Source organism: Paenibacillus terreus (genome assembly GCF_042138595.1).
GTDB classification, from domain to species: domain Bacteria; phylum Bacillota; class Bacilli; order Paenibacillales; family Paenibacillaceae; genus Paenibacillus; species Paenibacillus terreus.
In genome coordinates, this window is record NZ_JBHIRX010000018.1 from 20,938 (window position 1) to 37,670 (window position 16,733).

The 16,733-nt window shown below is 48.8% G+C and carries 21 protein-coding genes; 3 read left to right on the plus strand and 18 right to left on the minus strand.

Translation table 11 applies throughout. From position 1 onward, the window contains the following. Positions 1 to 3: 3 nt before the first annotated feature. From ACE5KN_RS24715 to ACE5KN_RS24760, 10 genes are all read right to left on the minus strand, one after another. Positions 4 to 942: a type II secretion system F family protein gene (locus ACE5KN_RS24715; RefSeq protein ID WP_375527383.1), complete on the minus strand. Its 939-nt coding sequence runs from the start codon at positions 940 to 942 to the stop codon at positions 4 to 6. Next, positions 939 to 2,282, minus strand: coding sequence for an ATPase, T2SS/T4P/T4SS family (locus ACE5KN_RS24720; RefSeq protein WP_375527384.1), 1,344 nt, complete (start codon positions 2,280 to 2,282; stop codon positions 939 to 941). Before ACE5KN_RS24720 ends, ACE5KN_RS24715 begins: the two co-directional genes overlap by 4 nt. Further along, complete coding sequence (locus tag ACE5KN_RS24725) at positions 2,279 to 3,112, minus strand: hypothetical protein (RefSeq protein ID WP_375527385.1); 834 nt, start codon at positions 3,110 to 3,112, stop codon at positions 2,279 to 2,281. Before ACE5KN_RS24725 ends, ACE5KN_RS24720 begins: the two co-directional genes overlap by 4 nt. Then, on the minus strand, positions 3,105 to 3,857 hold the full coding sequence (gene cpaB / locus ACE5KN_RS24730; RefSeq protein ID WP_375527386.1) for a Flp pilus assembly protein CpaB: 753 nt from the start codon (positions 3,855 to 3,857) through the stop codon (positions 3,105 to 3,107). Before cpaB ends, ACE5KN_RS24725 begins: the two co-directional genes overlap by 8 nt. 21 nt (positions 3,858 to 3,878) lie before the next feature. Next, positions 3,879 to 4,346 (minus strand): prepilin peptidase, encoded by a 468-nt coding sequence (locus tag ACE5KN_RS24735; protein ID WP_375527387.1) that lies wholly within the window; start codon positions 4,344 to 4,346, stop codon positions 3,879 to 3,881. After that, positions 4,319 to 4,657: a hypothetical protein gene (locus tag ACE5KN_RS24740; protein WP_375527388.1), complete on the minus strand. Its 339-nt coding sequence runs from the start codon at positions 4,655 to 4,657 to the stop codon at positions 4,319 to 4,321. The genes ACE5KN_RS24735 and ACE5KN_RS24740 overlap by 28 nt, the downstream gene beginning before the upstream one ends. 18 nt (positions 4,658 to 4,675) lie before the next feature. Beyond that, positions 4,676 to 4,885 (minus strand): mercury transporter, encoded by a 210-nt coding sequence (locus tag ACE5KN_RS24745; protein WP_375527389.1) that lies wholly within the window; start codon positions 4,883 to 4,885, stop codon positions 4,676 to 4,678. A 4-nt stretch (positions 4,886 to 4,889) separates the two neighbouring features. Beyond that, positions 4,890 to 5,726, minus strand: a complete 837-nt coding sequence (locus ACE5KN_RS24750) for a conjugal transfer protein TrbL family protein (RefSeq protein WP_375527390.1) — start codon at positions 5,724 to 5,726, stop codon at positions 4,890 to 4,892. Between the two features lie 30 nt (positions 5,727 to 5,756). Next, on the minus strand, positions 5,757 to 5,885 hold the full coding sequence (locus tag ACE5KN_RS24755; RefSeq protein ID WP_445993927.1) for a DUF6133 family protein: 129 nt from the start codon (positions 5,883 to 5,885) through the stop codon (positions 5,757 to 5,759). Between the two features lie 113 nt (positions 5,886 to 5,998). Next, positions 5,999 to 7,825: a reverse transcriptase domain-containing protein gene (locus tag ACE5KN_RS24760; protein ID WP_375527442.1), complete on the minus strand. Its 1,827-nt coding sequence runs from the start codon at positions 7,823 to 7,825 to the stop codon at positions 5,999 to 6,001. A gap of 255 nt (positions 7,826 to 8,080) precedes the next feature. Here ACE5KN_RS24760 and ACE5KN_RS24765 point away from each other — a divergent pair, with 255 nt between their 5' ends. Then, the gene (locus ACE5KN_RS24765; protein WP_375527391.1) at positions 8,081 to 8,203 is read left to right on the plus strand and encodes a 2Fe-2S iron-sulfur cluster-binding protein; all 123 of its coding nucleotides are present in this window, start codon (positions 8,081 to 8,083) and stop codon (positions 8,201 to 8,203) included. Between the two features lie 273 nt (positions 8,204 to 8,476). On the opposite strand, the gene ACE5KN_RS24770 is transcribed toward ACE5KN_RS24765, so the two are convergent. The 8 genes from ACE5KN_RS24770 to ACE5KN_RS24805 all read right to left on the minus strand — a co-directional run bounded on the left by ACE5KN_RS24770 (position 8,477) and on the right by ACE5KN_RS24805 (position 14,604). Beyond that, the gene (locus ACE5KN_RS24770; protein ID WP_375527392.1) at positions 8,477 to 8,605 is read right to left on the minus strand and encodes a hypothetical protein; all 129 of its coding nucleotides are present in this window, start codon (positions 8,603 to 8,605) and stop codon (positions 8,477 to 8,479) included. A 63-nt stretch (positions 8,606 to 8,668) separates the two neighbouring features. Continuing rightward, positions 8,669 to 9,010 carry an Mbov_0395 family pilin-like conjugal transfer protein gene (locus ACE5KN_RS24775; RefSeq protein WP_375527393.1) on the minus strand — a complete coding sequence of 114 codons (342 nt, stop codon included), beginning with the start codon at positions 9,008 to 9,010 and terminating at the stop codon, positions 8,669 to 8,671. After that, positions 9,007 to 10,599, minus strand: a complete 1,593-nt coding sequence (locus tag ACE5KN_RS24780; RefSeq protein ID WP_375527394.1) for a VirD4-like conjugal transfer protein, CD1115 family — start codon at positions 10,597 to 10,599, stop codon at positions 9,007 to 9,009. The genes ACE5KN_RS24775 and ACE5KN_RS24780 overlap by 4 nt, the downstream gene beginning before the upstream one ends. Beyond that, a complete protein-coding gene (locus tag ACE5KN_RS24785; RefSeq protein ID WP_375527395.1) occupies positions 10,562 to 11,065 on the minus strand; it encodes a hypothetical protein in 504 nt (167 codons plus the stop codon). Before ACE5KN_RS24785 ends, ACE5KN_RS24780 begins: the two co-directional genes overlap by 38 nt. Continuing rightward, positions 11,062 to 11,913, minus strand: a complete 852-nt coding sequence (locus ACE5KN_RS24790; protein ID WP_375527396.1) for a hypothetical protein — start codon at positions 11,911 to 11,913, stop codon at positions 11,062 to 11,064. Before ACE5KN_RS24790 ends, ACE5KN_RS24785 begins: the two co-directional genes overlap by 4 nt. A 14-nt stretch (positions 11,914 to 11,927) precedes the next feature. Then, a complete protein-coding gene (locus tag ACE5KN_RS24795) occupies positions 11,928 to 12,632 on the minus strand; it encodes a hypothetical protein (protein ID WP_375527397.1) in 705 nt (234 codons plus the stop codon). 276 nt (positions 12,633 to 12,908) lie between these two features. Further along, positions 12,909 to 14,141, minus strand: a complete 1,233-nt coding sequence (mobP3, locus tag ACE5KN_RS24800; RefSeq protein ID WP_375533173.1) for a MobP3 family relaxase — start codon at positions 14,139 to 14,141, stop codon at positions 12,909 to 12,911. Beyond that, positions 14,125 to 14,604, minus strand: coding sequence for a hypothetical protein (locus ACE5KN_RS24805; RefSeq protein ID WP_375527398.1), 480 nt, complete (start codon positions 14,602 to 14,604; stop codon positions 14,125 to 14,127). Before ACE5KN_RS24805 ends, mobP3 begins: the two co-directional genes overlap by 17 nt. A 421-nt stretch (positions 14,605 to 15,025) precedes the next feature. Between ACE5KN_RS24805 and ACE5KN_RS24810 the strand changes: the two genes are divergently transcribed. Together ACE5KN_RS24810 and ACE5KN_RS24815 are read left to right on the plus strand one after the other, a co-directional pair. Then, a complete protein-coding gene (locus tag ACE5KN_RS24810; protein WP_375527399.1) occupies positions 15,026 to 15,652 on the plus strand; it encodes a hypothetical protein in 627 nt (208 codons plus the stop codon). Between the two features lie 98 nt (positions 15,653 to 15,750). After that, positions 15,751 to 16,722, plus strand: coding sequence for a hypothetical protein (locus ACE5KN_RS24815; RefSeq protein ID WP_375527400.1), 972 nt, complete (start codon positions 15,751 to 15,753; stop codon positions 16,720 to 16,722). Positions 16,723 to 16,733 lie beyond the last annotated feature (11 nt).

Genomic DNA, 16,733 nt, shown 5'->3' on the forward strand with positions numbered 1-16,733 from the left:
TCCTTATCGTTTATATTCTAGTGGGCGCATCAGTCGAATGACCGCGGCCAACGAGATGAGTAGAGTCAGGGCACATAACGCCAGCACAATATGACCAGGGGTCGTATGCATTAACGCGCGGTACCAGTCCCGGTTCAGAAAATAAAGCAGCGGAATATTGCCGATAAGCAGTAGCGCCATGGTCAGAAACTCTTTGAACGGCTCGTACAGGGCTACATCCAATTCAGCGGATACGACGCGTATATCCGATAGCTTGCTCACGATTGGCATCAGCGTTGTTTTTAACGTCCGATCCTCTTGGCACGCCATGAGCGCATCACACCACTCTTGGAATACACTGTTGTCAATTCGTCCGCGCAGCTGCGTCAGCGCCAAGCGCAGATTGGTATGAATCAGTTTGGATTCCGCCAGAAATGCTTGAAACACATCGAAAACAGGGGGATGCAAGTAAGGGAGATTTTCCTCTACGGCGGAAATAATGTTCTCGCTGCGGAGATAGGAAGTCGTAATGACGGATAGCGCTGTTTCGAGTTCGGCATGAAGCCGCTTTTTATAAAACGTGGCAGTAAATAACACCAACCAGAAGGGTAACAAGGCAAAGCCACACGCCAATACAGGCAACAACCAGACATTACCGAGCAGCAACGCCAACATTGAGCCCCCGACAGCGAGCGAAAGGGAGAGAACAGACAGCCATCCAAGCCGCTGCCCGTTACCGGTTTGTTGCAGGATAGCTGTAGCCTCGGCAATGGTAGCCCGCCAACCTTTCAACTTTTTCGGCTGTTGCACGGTGCGGATTTTTCGGCCGATCGGCAGCTTGCGGGTTTGCCGGTGCTGCATGCGGTCGGCAAGCTCCTGCAACAACTGCCGAGGAGATAAGCGGAGGAGAAGCAGGATGCCAACGGACAGCCCGATAAAGGAAAGCAGCAATAGGAACGTCAAGGCTTTTCACCTCCTGCTAACAACTTTTGCAGAACTGAGAGCGGCAAACCGTTCTCCACTAAGCGCTTTTGCAGTCCAGGGGAGATATCGTTTACCTTTTCAAAATCGCCTTCGATGCGGATTTGTCCGGCAATTTCCTGGGTGGATCGAACGGCATAGCGAAATAACGGAACGATGTCTCGGGTTCCATCCGGCAAAATACGGCATTCGGTGATCTCCATGATGCGGCGGACGTTATCTTCCAATCTTTTGATGAACAGGACAATCGGAAATGCCTCGGTTACCAGATTGTACAGCGTCTTGTCGTTCATTTCGTATTTTTGTGTACAAAGCGTCACCATCCGGTAATACGTGGCCAGACAAGAATTGGCGTGAGTGGTGGTAATCACCGTATGACCGGTGCGGGCGGCTTCCTGGGCGGCAAATGCTTCAGCGGATTTCATTTCACCGACGCAAATGAGATCGGGGTTGGCGGTCAAAGCGTATTCAAGCAGCTTTTCCTGATCAATGTTTTGGCGAGGATCGTCGCTGGAGCGGGTGACGGTATGCACCACATTGTTCAGCACGTGCCCTTCATCGTCGGTTAGTACAAGGTCAAACTCTCTGGTGCCGTTTTCGATCGTAAAGATACGTTTATCATTAGGAATCGTCGAGAGCAGCCAGCTCATTAATGTCGTTTTGCCGCTGCCGGTAGCTCCGGTAACACAGATGGATAAGCCGTATCGCAAGCAAAGACTCAAGAAATCCAGCATATCACCGGTAGTCGTGCCGCCACGGATAAAATCCTCTCTCGCCAGCTTCTGCGGATTAACAATCCGAATGGATGCGGCGATGCCCTTTTCTTTATCCGTTACTGGCGCACCGAACACGGTAATACGGATATTGTTGGCCAAGTGTCCACGCACGATGGGCTGAGAGTAGTCGAGGATCATGCCGGACTGATGCAGCAAACGCCGGATGACGTTGAGCGCATGTTCTGGAGAGGAAAACTGCTCGTCAGCGGGCATGATGCGGCCATCCGTGTAGCTAATTTTCACGTCATTGTAACTGTTGATGTTGATTTCCTCGACTTCCCGTGAAAACAGATATCGGGTCAAAAAAGAATACTCTACCATTTCCGCATACAGCCGATTGGCCAGTTCGTCAAACGAAAACCCCGGTACATGCAATCGATGGTCAATCAGGTACTGATTGATATAGGCAATCAGTTGCTGCTTTTGTTCTGCCGGATGGCGGCTGAGCAGCGTTGCATATTTACCGGAGAGGTAGGCTTGTACTTCCTTCAATACGTCATCGAATGGTTTGGACTGGCTGGAGAAATAAACTGCGGCTTGATTCATTTCCGTTCACCTCGCCGTTTCCATAACCGTTTTTTGAGCCACTGGCCGACAGAGGTGCTGGTTCGGACAGGTGCTGAGGGTGGACATTCCTCGGGGACAATCAACTGCATCATTTGGGCCAGCCCTTGCTGATAAGCCACCGCCTCCTTGCCGGACGGTAGCGGATCGAGTAAGCATGCTTCGAGCGTTTGCTGCTCCAGGGTTTGAACATGCGGAAGATGAAACTGGATGCCGCCGACCACCTGACCGTAGGTGCGGCTGTCCTGATCGGGCCGGAGGTTAGAAAGAATCGGGACCTGCGCGGCGTGCTGAAAGCGGGTGTCGGACAAGAGCGGCAGATTGGAGGCGTAGAACATAATGCTTTTTAAATTGCACGTATGAAACCGAAAAACCGTATCGGCCAGTTCCATCGCTACGGTAGAAAGCAAATTGGCGGACACGTAGCTGACGCAATCGACCAGAACGACATCGGCGGTATGTCTTGCCAAGGTCAGCATATCCACGACACGCTCTCGTTCGTAGTTGGCGTAGGTAAATACATGATCCCTTTTCTTGTAACCGAGCAGGCCGAGATGAGGGGTACCTTTGATTGAGAGCGAATAACGAAACAGGTCTTCCTGAGCCAGCGTGGGTAAACTGAGCAGTTCTCCGAGAGAGCGCTGTTTATTCGCAAATTGTGGAACCAAAAACGGAATAGAGGGGCAAAGCGGGTCGCTAAAGATCGCCAACACGTCCTTGCTTTTAGCAGCAAGAGCTTGGGCCAGTTTGAGTGTCGTAACCGTTTTTCCGCTGGATGGACTGCCCCAAATAACGACGAGTTTGTTACTCATGGACGGCACCCTCCGTGTTCGTTTGTTGGGCTATAAAATATTCATCCTGTTTAGCGATGAACGTTTGAGCGGTTTTCGTGTCTCCTCGGTAGACGAGAGCTGCATGTAGTTTGCCTTTGTTTTCGATATCTGTTAAAAGTATCGCTTGCTCTGGCAGCACGAGAAGGGTGAGTGTGGAAGGCAGTTCCCTGTCATCCTCGGAAGTTTCTTCGCTGGTTCCAGTTTGTGCGTCGAGACCGCTGCTAGTTGTTACTGACAGCACTTCCACATATTTGAGTTCCGGGGGCAAGGTGGTCGAGCGAAGATCACCGTAGTCGGCGGCAATCAGGCTGATAATGTCGCCGGGTTGCAGTTTGCCCGACAGCCCTGCCGCGAGACTTTTGATCGTGACGGATAAAGCTTGCTTTTGTCCGTCCAAACGCATGAGGTAGGCGTCAAGCGGAACTGCCGATAGCTTAGACGGCAGAAAATAATCCCCCTTTTTGAGATCTGTGGCGGCATATCTTCCGACTACGTCATCGGCGGATTTCAGCACTTCTTGCGGCAGATGGAACGCTCCTACTTCGACGGTTTCCACCTGTTCAAGTTTGATCGGTGTTCCTTTGTCTACGTCTTCGATGACCCGGACAATAGCTATCGTCCCGCTGGCACTTCGATTGATCAGCGGGGCAATGCCGAGGCAAAGAATCAGGGAGAGGATAATGCAGCATGCTCCGAGGATGGAGCGGTTTTTGAACCATTTCATAAACGGTTGGAGCCTCCTCGTTCAACAAAAATAGAGCAGCCAAAACGCCGCTAAGCCGCCGGCCGAAAGAAAAGGGGCCAGCGGCAAGGGAGTTTTTGCGGCTTTTACCATACCGCCTTGAACAGCAAGTCCGGCGGCAAAGAAGAGTACAAGCGACAAGCCTAGAACACTCTGCAGTAAGCCGCCGGCGGGTCCCAGCACAAAGCCGGAAGCTGCCATCAGCTTGATATCGCCGCCGCCGATCTTCCCTTTGGTGATGATGGCCGCAAGCAAATAGGGCAAGCCGGCGATAACAAGCCCGGCGATGGCCGGGATCAGGGAGATTTGCAGCATACCAATGCCGAGGATCGCAAGCGGCAGCCTATTCGGAATTTCACGGGTACGGATATCGTGGTAACTGGTCACCAGAAGCAGAGCGCCGAACAAAAATCCTTTGATAAGAAGTAACGGATCGGAAAACATTACGTCATGCGCTTCGTCATCGGCCATTCATCCAGACGGCGGTAAGGGTACATCTTCTGGCTTTTGAGAAAGCGAATCATAAAGGTAATCTGATCGAGCACGGACAGATTGTGCCGATCTTTGGTTGTCATCATCACCGAAGCGGATACCCCGATCAGGAAGACGACCACGGCTATTGGCACACCACCCCAAACGAGCCATAACACGACGGCGATTAGTGCGGCAGCTAGCGATCCAATGACCGCTTGTCCGAGCTGACGTTGACCGAAGCCGGGAAACCATTCCGCTTCCGGTTTCACGCCTAGCGGGATATAAAGCGATTGATCTTCGGACGACATATAAGCACTCCTTCGGGTTTACTGGTAGTAAAACAAAACGATTTCTTTGATTTGCCAGATACTTTCCGCAAGCACATAAAAAAGCGCCACATTACGGGCGCGTTTTTTGTAGCGGGTAGCTTCTTCCTCGGCTCCGGCCAGTCGCACCATGCAGTAAATAAAGCGGGCCGAGCAACCCAGGCGAATCAGGACAATGAGCGCTTGCGCCAATTCTTCCAAGGTGACCATAGGATCACCCGGCCTTCATCATCTTGCGGGCCATGCCAACCAGCCTGACGCTGTGGTACACATTGTTCACAATGCCGCCTCCGCCGCCTGTAGTGATCAAGAAATCTGAAAGGAAGCGTGGCGTGCGAATAGCCAGCACCGTACAGGCCATGCCCCAGAATATGTGGTTTTGCAGCATCAGCCCGACGCCGAGCTTGGCCAAGGCGATCTGAATAACGACCGCCAGCATGGACTGCATGAATTTTTGGGCGTAAGCACGAAAGACGCCCCGGTCATTGTCAAGCAGTCCGGCGCAAGCAAGCGGAATCCCTACACGCAAGATGAACATTTCCAGTCCCCGCATCAAGAATTGAAAATAGAGAATGAAAAAGCAGATGACAAAAATGAGCCCGAAAATCGCGGTTACGAGCCCCGCCGAACTGATGACCTCTACCCAGACTTGCCAGTCATAACTGGTCGATTGCCCAATCGCGTTAAGCAGCAAATCGGTCAGCTCCTCCACAATTTGAGCAAGCCAAGAGTAGATGGTGGGAAAACATATGGCAACCGCCAGCGCCCGGAAAAAGTTGGTTAGCAAAAATAGCGGTTCTTCGTCCGGGTCGCCATCCGTCCAAAGCACATAGATTTCAAAGCCTTTCTTTAAAAACTTGAGAATCATTAGAGCGATGCCAAATGAAAACAAAATGTCGTACAAACTTTCGGCAAGATCCACGCCGGTAGAGAGCGACATGAAACGTTCCGCGTATAAGGAAATCGGCATAATGTCTTTTAACAGCGTGTCCATATAAATCAGGGCACCGTTTAAAATCGCGACGATGAGCAGTAGTAGGATTTTCTCCATCGCCTTCTCCTTTTCACGAGGTTGCTTCGATCACCGTAAGGATCCCCCGTAATCGAACATATCTTTAATCCGCTCCGTCAACGTAGGCAGAATCGTGTCTTCAAACAAAAGGTACAGACCTGCCAGCACCAGCGCCCCGATAACAACACCCATCAGGATTTTAAGTAGGGTAAGCGCCCAACGCCTTGCCGTTTTACGAGCGGCAGGTCTTCAAACGCTCCCCTCCGAACCGGACGTACACCTCTCAGCGTATCCGGCTCTCCATCTGTCTATCAGTCTAGCTTTCCAACATGCAAACGATCATGACATGGCCCGCACAAGGCCAATGTCTTGCGTCTTCGAGAGATCATCAGCCGCTCCCAACGTTTTTTGCCCTTCAAGTCTTTTAACTTGCGGACGTGGTGAATTTCCAAACGGACATTTTCCGCCTCACACCATTCGCAGCGGCTGGCTTTTAGCCGCGTAATCAGACTTGTCGGATTACTGTTGCGAAACACTTTGGGAACCGCGTCCACATCGGCGTTGGCTGTTCCTGTTTGATCCTTCTTGAAGCCGCCATCGTAAAAATACAAGGTCTTTTCGCCTGCTTTTGTGTGGTATTTTACGCCAAAGCGTTTATATCCGTACTTCTTCCGCACTTGGCTGATACGAAGCTTGTATTTGGCCCCAAAGGTTTTGAACATGCTGAACTTCATCACATAGTTGAAGTGACCGAGGACACTTACGTTATCCGCGATGCGGTAATAATTGTACATGCCCCGGATTTCAGCATTGTATTGGTTCAGGATCTCCAGGTCGTCATTGCTGATGAGATACGTGCGATGGGTTGGGTGGAACACTTCTTGACTGTTATGGAAGCTGATTTTGAGAGCTTTGTATTCGACGAGCTTGTTCTGCCACTTTTCACGGGGGACGAACAGTTTAACCTTGCCATTACGGGTGCGCCGGGTATAACCATTTTTGTCTTTTCGCAGGCTCTCGTTGTCCGCAACAAAAATGTCGTATCCAAGAAAACGCGCTTTGTCATGGGCATGGGTAATTAGGGTCTTCTCCTCCGATAGCACCAGTTTGAGCGTGTCGGCCAGAAATGCCTTGATGTTCGTCTTGATTTCCTCCGCATCCGCCTTGCTGCCGATGACGCCGCACAGCCAATCATCTGCATACCGGACGTAGAAAAGACGCCTGTAGCTGCTGTCTTGCGGATCAGAGTAGGCGGTTTGGTGCATGGCGCTGCGAATTCCTTTGATTGTTTTCACCGTCTGCTGCTTTTCTGCTGCATTAAGCTTTTCCCAGTTGGAAGAGGAACACTTTTTATAGCGCATGTATTTCAGCTTTTGTTCCAGATGGGCATAAGCCTCACTTTTGGTTCGCTTTTGGCCGCTGTTGAACTGCTTCATCAACCGCTCCATGTAGCCATCCAATTCGTTCAGATAGATGTTCGATAGAATTGGACTGACAATAGAGCCTTGCGGCGTGCCGGAATACGTGCCATGAAAGGTCCAGTCCTCGACATAACCTGCTTTGAGGAATTTCCAGATGAGTGCGATAAAGTATTCATCCTGAATTCGTTTGCGCAGAAGTTGGATCAATACCGCGTGGTCAATATTGTCGAAGAACCCTTTAATGTCTCCCTCAATAAACCACTTGGTTCCGGTAAAATTGGCTTGCAGTTGCAGCAGAGCAGTATGGCAGCTTCGCTTCGGACGGAATCCGTGAGACAGATTTGAAAAGGTCGGCTCATAAATACTCTCCAGAATCAGGCGGACCACTTCCTGCACCAGCTTGTCCTCGAAGGAGGGGATACCCAGCGGACGCTTCTTGCCGTTCTTTTTGTTGATGTAAGTACGTCGCGCCGGATGAGGCTGATAGCTGTGGTCTTTCAAACGGGCAATCAGTGTTTCGATTCTCGCTACACCCATACCGTCGATGGTTTGACCATCGGTTCCTGCCGTCATATTGCCATCGCTGGCGTAGATATTCTGATAAGCCAACAGAAAGAACTCTACGTTGTACAGGTTGCGGTACAGGCGTTCATAGCGATAGCTCTCCTTGCATGCTTGTTGTGCTAGACTGTTTAATACTTCGACTGGATTTCTCAATGCCTCACGCATCCTTCCATTCTTTGTATTAAGAGACAGACTGCTTCCCTTCGCCATGTGAGCGGCATTATCCGCATCCGATTTTACGGCTTTCCCTGTCAATTCAGGGTTCTCGGACTACTATGGAAGCTCCGTTGCCTTACCGGATATTCAGCGTCATCTTTCTTGGGGGTCAGCCCTTGAAATTTATCCCCTCGCGGCATTACGCATAGCCGATTTTCCGGCGTTCCGGTTTAGGCAATCTCCGTTTAGACGATGAGAAACAGGCCTGTCAAAGTGTCGGATCGGACGTTCGTCCTTTACTGGTTACTCCAGTTGGTCGGTACACATATCCCGGACGGCTGCACCCGCAGTCTATGCAGCTCCTGCACCGCTTAACGCTACAACGATCCTGCGTTAAGGTCTCGACTATAACCCCTTGGACTATCCTTCAGGCAATTCAGCCTTGATCCTCGTCTTTGACGTTTCATCTCACCCTTGCAGTCGCAGCCTTGATCGTTAGGCTGACTTAGGGATTTTCCCATATGCTACACTCCCCGCCAGGTTTCCCTTTTGGATAAATGGGATGATGACAATGATTTTGGATATGTTTCATTGCTGCTTGCCAAAGCAGATTTTCTCATCGTCCTCGAACATGGTGACTTTGTGCAGTCACTCTGCCCTTACGGACGCACCCGCCGTATCGACAAACCCTTCACCGCGCCGGTTGCCAAACGCTTGCTTGGTCCGAACAACCGAGTGGACGATTTTGTTTTTCGCGACTTTCAGCCATTGTTTCATGTTGGGTAACCTCCTAAATGGTATGAAGATTGAAAAAGCCTGCCGTGATCCAGCAGGCCTGTCTTACTTGTAATAGCCAATAATGATGTTCAGCGTAGCCGAACCCAGTACCGCGCCAATGCAAGAGATAATGGCAGCAACGATCCGATTGTTCCATTTTTTCTGATCCATTTCGTCCGCTGCGGACCGGCGGATAAAAAAGTAAATGATGAGCACGCCGGACACGACAGGGGACAAAATCATCAGCCAAGTGGTCACATCGTTAATCAATTTTTCCGTGCCGGTAGCCAGCTTGCTGCCCTTGATGTCAGAGGCGAAAACGGAGGAAACGGACGAAAAGAAAAAAAGTCCCGCCCAAGCCGCAGATAACGCGAACTGAAGTACCGCCTGGCCTCCTTTTTTCAATCGTCGAACGAAAAAGGGGAAAAACCGTTTTGCACGGCCGCCGCGCGCTGCTGTTCTGCCAGTTGCCGGGTGATGTCCTTGTGGTAGTACACCCATATGTTCCATAGTTTCACCTCCTCTCTCGTGTTGGTCCGAATCGGCCGCCGCGCTTCCCGTTCCTCCCGTACTTTGCGGTTATGCTCCTTGTCCCCCAGCCCCATCATGCGGTTGAATGCCCATTTGCCGAGATCGGGAGCATACATCATGGCCGGATGACTGCGGGAGAGGACGATCTGATAAGGACGCGAGATGCGTCGCACTTCGTCCACGGTGAGCAGCTTGCGTTCCAGCAAATTCAGCGAATGTGAAGTGCTCGGTGTCGAGAATTTGCCGTGCGATGAGGAGAGTGAATAGCTGGAAGTGGTGTACGTCCCCAGTTTTTCGCTAATCTCTCGCAAAGTTTCGAGGTCATCAGCCTGCAAGTAAATCCATGTCTGGCAGTTGGACTTGATCGTGCTGGCGGCATGGGCATCGTACTTTTCCTTGAGTTGCTCGAAGCTTTGCAAAAACAGGTTGAAGCGCATCCCGCGTCCGCCACCTACGGTCAGCTTGTTCGTAAAGTCAGCAATGGGCGTAAAGTTGCCAAACTCGTCCAGCAGGAAGTTAACGCGCCGCTTGAGCCGCCCGCCGCGCTTGTCAGCCTCGGCGGTCAGCAGTTCATAAAGCTGCGAAACCATCAGGGATGCAACAGGGAAGAATGTGGTCTTTTCATCCGGCAAAACAATAAAAAGCGCCTGTTTCTTTTCGCCGAGCTGGGCTAAAGAAAAGTCGCTTTTATGGGTAATGGCATATATGGATTTGGAGGTAAACAGCCGCAGCGTCGTTAACGCCGAAGTATAGAAACTACCCTTGGTACGGGAAGGGGCGATATCGGAGATGCTGAGCAGCGCTCGGGCCGGATGATGCTGCGGCAAACGTTTGACGTACTCTTGCATCGGTGTTTTGTTGCCGATTTGCTTGTTCATCTCGGCTAGAAACCAGTACGCATTGGTCAGGTTCTGGTATTCGGGACGTTTGATATTATCCCATACGACACTGAGGATGGAAGCGGCGATAACCGACATCTCGCCGTTGGTCCAGATCTTTTCACCTTGGGCTTTACCGACCAAGACATTTGTCATATCCCAAGCGAGCATCTCGGCCTGCTCCTGATCACCGGCAAGGCCGGCATCGATAATCGGCTGGAGCAGATTGTAGTGATGACTTTTTTCCGGGTGGCGGAAGTCGAGTTCCAACACCTCGTAGCCGAGCTTCTCTAGCATAGGGCCACTGTAGTGAAGCAATTCCGCTTTCGGATCGGAAATGACCATGGATTCGCCGGCGAGGGCCAGCAGACCGATGGATTGCAGAACGACCGAGCGGGATTTACCGCTGCGCGTTGCGCCTATGCACAGCGTATGGACATCATCGCCGACATAGTAAAGCTCCTCACGTCCGCGTTCCGGGTTCATTCCCAGCACGATGCCACCGGAGTTGAGGCTGAGCGGTTTGGTCGCGTCTGGTGGTGGTGAATCAGGTTTGGGGATCGTTTTTGGATGAAACAGCTTCATCGTGCATATCCTCCTGTTTTGGCGGTTTCAGAAAGTTTAAATCATCGTATCCGCTATCGATCAAATGTCGGATCAGCGGATGGCGAAAATCGAGCGAATAATGGTCAAAAGCTCGTGGCCACTCCTCCTCCTTGAGCCAGCGGGCCGACCCGTGTTGATGCTGCCCGGTTGAAATCGGTGTTTCGATGCCAGGAGCAACCCGTTGCAGCTTGCTTTGGTAGGGGCGGTTGTTGGTCGTGAAAAACAGCACGGTAAGCAGTGAAATGAAGCCTTGCAAACAGACGAACAGCAAAACATGCTGGCTGTTGGATATCAGACTGGACAGACATGACTCGAGGGTTGACCATGTAAGTCGGGAGGTGTTGCCAGACAACAGACGGTGGAGGGCGGTACTGATAAAGAGATTGAGTATGCCCCCAATCCCGAACAATAGCAAGGAGATTGCCCATTTTTGCTTCGTTTTCACAGTTCCAGTTCCTCGGTCGGTTCAAAAAAGTCGTCCGGCTCAGGTTCTTTGGCAGATAACGACAAAAGAGAGGGATTAGCAGCATGGGAGAAGGTAGGGTTTTCCTGTTCATGGGATTGCTCAGCAATCTGGTCCAATTGGAGTTGCAAAAACAGCGATTTGGGTGCGGGACGGTCGTGGATATGTCCCCACTCTTCGGTGTGTTGGTTATGCATTGCGACATACAGCGGGTCGTCTGTGCAAAGTGTGTGCAGCAGACTGTCTTCATTGACCACCTGCGCCATGACCGCAGGATGAGAGGCAGATAACTCATAGATTGGAACGGCACAATGGTCCAGCGGATAATACAAATATTCGCCATGGTTAGCAGCTTGCTCTTGGGCCATGTCCGACAAGCAATGACTAGCGACAGTCTGGTGTACCGCAAGCTGCCATTTTCCGTCGCTCTCTAATAAATACAGTCCATTATGGAGAGGTTGGCTATTTGTCACCGTTCCCCAAGGTGTATTTTCCGGAGCCTGCAGTGAGCCGAAGTATTCTGGAGCGAAAAACTTGCCATCCTCGGCAAGCTGCTCCGGACTGCCGCAGCGCTCCTTGAACTCGGGATCCGTAATCGCATTTTTCTGGAGCAATTCGTAGGCGGGAACTGAGCTTTTGGCATCGTCAAAGTATACATGGTCACCGTGTTGTTCCCCGATGTTGAGTGCTTTTTCGCTTAACTGTTCTTTGGCGTGGTCGGCGTCGATGACGATTCCGCCTCCCCGTTCGGCTATCATTTCATACACATGCAGGGCAATCTCCGCGCAGGTCAAAATGTTGCCCCAAATGGAAATCTCCGGTCTGGACATAAGGAGCCCTCCTTTCAGCGATCTTCGGCAAGCTCCAGTGCATCCGGATTACCGTCGTAATCGTAGGCGAACTGCTGGTCGTAATCCAGTTGGATATCCCGATCACTTAGTTCAGGCAGCACATCTTCCAGTTTCTCAATCAAAATCTGCGCTTGTTCAAATTGGTCGATGGTTTTGTCGTTCGGACTAATGAGGAATTTGACGATTTCGTCATGAATGAGGATGAGTTCATTTTCGCTGAATAGCTTCTTTTCATCCACTAGTCCACTGCGGCAGGCGAAGTTTTCCAGCGCCTGTTCCTTGTCATAGAAGTATTGCCGCTGTACCGGCGTATTGTTGTCCGGGGATAAACGATACGTGGAAAAGACGAATTCAAACAGCGGATGGTGTTTGCAGGCAAGGACGACATCGCCGTACTCGCAAAGTTTGTACACGCCATTTGTAATCTTAGGCGTATTCTCGGTATACGGCTTTTCGGTGCATATCCCAAGCTGCAGCGCTGTCTTTCGGGCTAAGTCTTGGATTTGTGACATCAACCGGTCCGGGACCGTAACAAACGGATTGCGCTCGACCGTATCCATGCGGGTATAGAAGGCGACGAGCTGGTCTTTCCAAAAAAGGTCTGCCAAGTAGTCTGCTGAAGTTGAGCGTTTGACCTCAATGCCCTGTTCAGCCAAGGTCGTGAAGAACGCTTTGTAAAATTCACTTTTACTTTTCATCTCATGTTCATTCCTTTCGGATGGGACGATGGTAAGTTTTTCGAGAAAGATGGAGTTAGTGTGGATTCTGCATTCCGATCACTTGGTTTCTCGGACGCTCTTTGGATCAGGACGAGTAGGGGAAGGGGCGGCGGTTACCTTCGTCTGGTTGGTTTTGTTTGTTTGAGTAGATTTTCGGCGTGGGGGCTGTTTCATTAACTGTTCCAGGCCTTGCAGGTGTCTATCTGTGAAAAGCATGTTGTTTCATCCTTTCGGGTTTTAAATAGGTTTCAATGATTACCTCTCCATACCGCGATCCTTGTGTCGAAGCAGCCATTCCTTTTTGGCGAGCTTGGATAAGTCTCCGCCCATGACTCTGGCCTTGTCGTCGTAATTCAGTTCGGCACGCATCATCCACCCTTCCGCTGCGGTAAGCAGTTCTAGCAGCATTTGCTCGGCCAGCGCATATTGCCGATCGACTTCTCGAAAGCTCGACGTGGCCTCCTTCTCCAACTGAATCATCGTACGGACGGTTTGCAGAATGCGGTTCGCAATACGTTTTTCCGCTTCGTTTCGATAGCTCGTGCGTAGCGTTCCTAATCGGTCAGGATGGCTGTCGTAGAGCATAGCCAGCTTCAGCTTGGCTTGCACATAGTTTTCTACCATTTGTGCCAAATACCGATTGTCGTTCAACAAATCTTGAACCATTGCATCTACCCGTTGCTTGGTTTCCGAGGGCAATAGCTTGTAGACAAGCCTGCCGCTTTTCGGCATGTTCCGGCGCAGATCGAATAACTTTTTGGCCCACTGTTTGACTGAATCGGGTTCGATCAGGTGGTGCTTGGGGAAGCGGAGAAGGGAATCCTCATCCTCTTGTTCAAATCGATGCTGTAAGGCTCGGAAAGCTTTGGGATTTAGTCGCTTCATATAGGCTTCAAATTCCTCAAGGATGCTGTCCGTCACTTCGGTGATGCCGGTTTTAAACTGGTCTCGTTGCGCACAAAATTCCCTGATTTTGTACGCGAAGGTGTCTTTGATGAGTTGTTTGCGAATGCGGTTCGGAATTTCGGGGTGGGTGAAGTTCTTCATGATGGTTTGCGACTTGTCCCAAAACACCACGTGAAGATGCGGATGATTACGCTCATTATGGAAGGCAGCAGCCCAGCACAAGTTTTCAATCTTGATCTGGTTATGAGCGGCAAGGGTGGAGATATGCTGTTCGATATATTGTTGCCAATCGGTGAAATCTGTTAAACCGAGTTCAAACGCAGTCTCGGTCCGAAATGAAATGACACTGCGATACATATTCTTGCCTTCCCGCGAAATCTGCCGTGCGATCCGTGCGACTTCCTGCCAGGAATCGAATGCCTGCAGACTGCCAGGCTTAAGCTTGCCAAACAATCCGTGGCCCAAGTTTTCATGTCGAACCGCACCGGGGCGGGTGGCAATATACCCAATATGCACATAGTTGCTGACTGCGGTTTTCCGGTGATTGGGATGGAAGAACCGCTGCTTATAGATCAGCGACATCGCCATCATCACCACGCAACCGTTCCAAATTGCGTTCGAACGTATCGCCGGAGAGGAACAGCTTTTCCGCATCGGTCAGCTTCATCTTGGTGTACTCGACCGCAAGCTGCCGTGCTTTCCGTTCAATTTCCCGAAAGGTGGTATAGCGGTTTGTATCGATCAGGTCGGCGATGATAGCAATCGTGGAGTAGTAGGCTGCGGCAGACATGATGAGATCCTTGCTAGCAAGTCCAGCGAGTCGATTGCTGAGGCCATTAATGGCAATCGAGATCTCCTGCCGAATGATGCCGGTGATGAAGTCAATCTCTTCAGTATAGGCTTCCACCGACATCCCTTTTTGTACGAAAGCCCTCACAATATCTGCCATGCTCAGATGCTTGGAAGCGGCGTATTTCTTCAATGCTTCATACTGCTTTTTGGGAAGCTTGACGGTAATCTGGACCGTTTTTTCATTTTGGGCCAAAGGTACCACCTTCCTTTTGAGAATTCCGTCAGTGACATTCGATCGTCGGGGCAAATTCGCTAAAAATGTCGGTGGAAGCTCTGCTTCCACGCGGTGTTTCACGCAAAATGACATTTTGCTATTCCTGCCTTTAACCTCCACCCCAAGAGGCGGGCCTCTCGGGGTGAAGGGCGGCAGTTCTTTGATCCGATGGGAAAAAAGGGAGATGGGCACGGTTTCATCGCTCCTTATTAAGGATGGGATAGCAAATAGCCACATTCCCTCAGTGGGGATGTGGCTGACTTGGCTGCCGGTAATTTCATTTACTAGTCAGAAGGAAAAGATTAGTCACATCACGAATATTGGTAATATCGTGAATTCAGAATAATCTTGTTAAAAGCAATATCTGGGTAAACCTATTTTTCCGAAAGGAGCAACCCATTTGGTGCCTGATTTAAATGATATCAAAGTAAAGAGAATACTAAAAAAAATCAATTCAAAATATGAACCAATTTACATTCCTGTGGTTTCGGAGTCTTACGCGTTGCTTAATGAATGTTTTCCTAACGTCGAGAAAAAAGTCAAATTAGATGGGGGAAGCATCGTATTTGGATGGCAAATATGGAAGACCCCTCTTATTTGTGAGGCAGAATTTCATGGAATTTGGAAATCACATGATGGAAATTTGTTGGATATAACCCCCAAGAACCCACATGTTGAATCAATTTTGTTTATTCAGGACGATAACGTTTTATATAATGGAGCGCAAATAGACAATATTCGAATTAACAACACAGATAATCCCTTAGTCAATGATATCATTGATATTCACAAAGCACTTTTTAGAATCAGAAATAAAGGTGATAGAGCATTTGTCTATAAAAGTACATTAAAAGGCGAGGAAGCAAGAGTATATCGTAATTTGGAATCTTTCGGTTCGATTTTACAAAACTATATTTATCAAGGTGGACAAATTAATGCTCATTGTTTTTGCGGAAGTGGATATCTATATACTGACTGCCATAGAAGAGAATTGGATTCTTTAATACTGCGTTCAAAATCGTTTTAATTTCAAGGTTCCGTTCGCTAGTCTTTCAGATGTTGGATGAATGCAGAAATTGTAAACAGAAAAATCAGTTAGTGAGAATATAAAAATTGGGTGGACATATGCGTTTGATTGAAATATCCGATCGTCACATAAAAGATGTAACAATGTTTCTCATTCAAAACAAGCTAATTTTTCATCCTAAGATTTCACCAGAAGGAACACCTGACTTTACAAATTATTATGGCAGGGACTATATATTAATTTTGGATAGAAACATCCTTACCAAGCTTATAGAGTTGTGTATTCAAGGTACTCTTAACGATAATTATCTACTCAAAGTAGTTGGGAGTATTATGTTTTGGGCCGAATTTAATGGAGTAAGAATTACCGCAGGAATTGCACTTAATGAGTATGCCTACAATTTGAAAGATAATTTAAAGGCCAGCAAAGAAAATAATATTTTTCTTGAAATATTTGATTTCTATTCACCACTCCAATGGTTAGACCTTGCCTTAGGAGTTAAAAATACCATACCACCAATTACACTTTCTAAAGATTTGAATTCTTATACGTTTAACGTTGAGAACGATCATTATAAAATGCATTATGCAGAAATGTTGCACATAACATTACTTTTGGCAGATCAACAATTGAATAATACTGAAAAAATGATTGAGTTTATTAAGTGGAACAATGATAATCTTTTATTTTGTCAATATACCTTAATCTATGCGTGCCTATTGTTTTCACGGAAGATTAAACAAATTAATACTAAGCAAACTGATGAGATATTTAAGAAGTGTAGAAATCAGGCGTGGGATCTAACTTATTTGTCTTTTTGGAGTACGCTATATTGGGAAGATAGTGGATCTAACGAAGTGTTTTTATTTGGTACAATGGATAAGGATTTGAAGAGAATTTTTATAACCACACACGAAGTAAATAAGAACCCATTTGTTGAGTGTTTTGGAGAGGATAAAGGGATAAAGATCCATAAAGAGTTTCAGAAGATTATTTCAAATCGTGTAAAGCCACACATCTCAGAGGACTATTTAAATCGATTAATAGAAAGTGAAGAAAAGAATTTATGAAAAGTCATTGT

Bases quoted from the DNA above. Each gene is read 5' to 3' on its own strand.
- ACE5KN_RS24720 (WP_375527384.1), bottom strand. From the start codon at position 2,282: ATGAATCAAGCCGCAGTTTATTTCTCCAGCCAGTCCAAACCATTCGAT.
- ACE5KN_RS24725 (WP_375527385.1), bottom strand. From the start codon at position 3,112: ATGAGTAACAAACTCGTCGTTATTTGGGGCAGTCCATCCAGCGGAAAA.
- cpaB (WP_375527386.1), bottom strand. From the start codon at position 3,857: ATGAAATGGTTCAAAAACCGCTCCATCCTCGGAGCATGCTGCATTATC.
- ACE5KN_RS24735 (WP_375527387.1), bottom strand. From the start codon at position 4,346: ATGGCCGATGACGAAGCGCATGACGTAATGTTTTCCGATCCGTTACTT.
- ACE5KN_RS24740 (WP_375527388.1), bottom strand. From the start codon at position 4,657: ATGTCGTCCGAAGATCAATCGCTTTATATCCCGCTAGGCGTGAAACCG.
- ACE5KN_RS24745 (WP_375527389.1), bottom strand. From the start codon at position 4,885: ATGGTCACCTTGGAAGAATTGGCGCAAGCGCTCATTGTCCTGATTCGC.
- ACE5KN_RS24750 (WP_375527390.1), bottom strand. From the start codon at position 5,726: ATGGAGAAAATCCTACTACTGCTCATCGTCGCGATTTTAAACGGTGCC.
- ACE5KN_RS24765 (WP_375527391.1), top strand. From the start codon at position 8,081: ATGAGAAACAGGCCTGTCAAAGTGTCGGATCGGACGTTCGTCCTTTAC.
- ACE5KN_RS24770 (WP_375527392.1), bottom strand. From the start codon at position 8,605: ATGAAACAATGGCTGAAAGTCGCGAAAAACAAAATCGTCCACTCGGTT.
- ACE5KN_RS24780 (WP_375527394.1), bottom strand. From the start codon at position 10,599: ATGAAGCTGTTTCATCCAAAAACGATCCCCAAACCTGATTCACCACCA.
- ACE5KN_RS24790 (WP_375527396.1), bottom strand. From the start codon at position 11,913: ATGTCCAGACCGGAGATTTCCATTTGGGGCAACATTTTGACCTGCGCG.
- ACE5KN_RS24795 (WP_375527397.1), bottom strand. From the start codon at position 12,632: ATGAAAAGTAAAAGTGAATTTTACAAAGCGTTCTTCACGACCTTGGCT.
- mobP3 (WP_375533173.1), bottom strand. From the start codon at position 14,141: ATGTCGCTGATCTATAAGCAGCGGTTCTTCCATCCCAATCACCGGAAA.
- ACE5KN_RS24815 (WP_375527400.1), top strand. From the start codon at position 15,751: ATGCGTTTGATTGAAATATCCGATCGTCACATAAAAGATGTAACAATG.